Source organism: Microbacterium sp. Bi128 (genome assembly GCF_918698205.1).
Genome location: NZ_CAKKMM010001033.1, coordinates 1 through 1,830 on the forward strand (window position 1 = coordinate 1; position 1,830 = coordinate 1,830).

General features: G+C 67.9%; 2 protein-coding genes. One reads left to right on the forward strand and one right to left on the reverse strand.

What is annotated here, in order from left to right; genetic code table 11:
• Window positions 1-146, forward strand: a 146-nt coding sequence (locus tag LQV45_RS29425) for a WhiB family transcriptional regulator (protein ID WP_230010620.1), incomplete at its 5' end; no start/stop codon positions are given.
• Window positions 147-299: 153 nt separating this feature from the next.
• Here LQV45_RS29425 and LQV45_RS29430 read toward each other — a convergent pair.
• Window positions 300-1,769, reverse strand: a complete 1,470-nt coding sequence (locus LQV45_RS29430; RefSeq protein WP_230010618.1) for a sensor histidine kinase — start codon at window positions 1,767-1,769, stop codon at window positions 300-302.
• Between the last annotated feature and the right edge of the window lie 61 nt (window positions 1,770-1,830).

Consider the following 1,830-nt stretch of genomic DNA (forward strand, 5'->3'; position numbering starts at 1 on the left):
GTGTTTGCCGGCGCTGCCCGGTCGTGGACACCTGCCTGCAGTGGGCATTGGAGTCCGGCCAGGATGCCGGAGTGTGGGGCGGGATGAGCGAGGACGAGCGCCGCGCCCTCAAGCGCCGCGCAGCACGGGCACGGCGCGCCTCCTAATTCTGCTGCCCAAGCACCGATAGCTACGGTGCCGGCAACGATCGCACGACCCTGCAGCAATGGCCGCGGACCCACAGGTCCGCGGCCATTGTCCGTTTAAGCCGGTGCGCCCGGAGCCGGCGGTGCGCCCGGCATCAGCGCGGCGTCAGGATGTCAGCGCGGCGTCAGGCTCAGGACAATCTGGACTGCGGTTCCCCCGCCGTCCCTTCCCTCCCAGTGGATAGTGCCACCGAGTTCACTCATGACCAGCGTGCGGACAATCTGCAGGCCCAAGCCCTCGACGTAAGGCGTGTCCGGCAGTCCGACGCCGTCGTCCTCCACCGTCACGGTGAGAAGTTCATCCCCGTCCTCGCTCTCCGACCGGTCGGCGATGAGCCAGACAGTACCGGTGCGCCCCTCCAGCCCGTGCTCGACCGCGTTCGTGACCAGCTCGTTGATGACCAGGGCCAACGGGGTGGCGAAGTCGCTCGGCAGGTCGCCAAAGAGGCCGGAACGCTGTGTCTTGACCTGCTGCGAGGGCGAGGCGACCTCGGCAGAGAGCCGGAACTGGCGGCCGATGAGCTCGTCAAAATCAACGCTCTGGGTCAGGCCCTGCGAGAGCGTCTCGTGAACGAGGGCAATGGTCGCCACCCGCCGCATGGCCTGCTCGAGCCCCTGTTTGGCCTCGTCACTGACCATGCGCCGCGACTGCATCCGCAAGAGGGCGGCGACAGTCTGCAGGTTGTTTTTCACCCGGTGGTGGATCTCGCGGATCGTGGCGTCCTTGGTGACCAGTTCCATCTCCCGGCGGCGCAGCTCCGAGACGTCCCGGCACAGGACCAGGGCGCCGAACCGCTGCTGCTCGTCGCGCAGCGGGATCGCGCGCAGCGAAAGACTCACGCCGCGTGACTCGATTTCGCTGCGCCACGGCATCCGGCCCGTGACGACGAGCGGCAGGGTTTCATCGACCATGCGCCGGTCCCGCAGAAGCCCGGCAGTGACCTCGGCGAGGGACCGGCCCTCGAGGGACTCGCCGTCGCCGAGGCGGCGGAACGCGGAGACCCCGTTGGGGCTGGCATACTGCACGATCCCCTCGGCGTCGAGCCTGATCAGACCGTCCCCCACACGCGGCGCGCCGCGGCGCGAGCCTGTGGGCGACGCGAAGTCCGGCCACAGGCCCAGGGTTCCCATGCGCAGCAAATCGTAGGCGCATTGCCGGTACGTTAGCTCGAGCCGCGAGGGCATCCGCGAACTCGACAGGTCCATATGGGAGGTCACGATCGCCAGGGTGCGGCCGTTGCGGACCATCGGAACCGCCTCGACCCGCAGGGCCATGTCGCTGCTCCAGTTGGTCTCGTTGGAGCGTTCGATCGCGCGGCTCTCCCACGCCTTGTCGACCAGCGGCTGCAGGTCCGACCGGATCCCCTCCCCCACGAAGTCGGCGTGGAACACCGTGTGCGTGGTGGAGGGGCGGACGTGGGCCAGTGCCACATAACCGAACTCCGGGTGCGGAAACCACAGGGCCAGGTCGGCGAACGCGAGGTCGGCGACCATCTGCCAGTCGCCGACCAGGAGATGCAGCCATTCGGCATCCCCCGGGCCAAAATCAGCATGTTCCCTGATTGGGTCCGTAAAGATTGCCACAGCACCTCCATTTGCGACGCCAGGGACGGCAGCCCCTTAGCGTCGGACGATTGACCTCAAG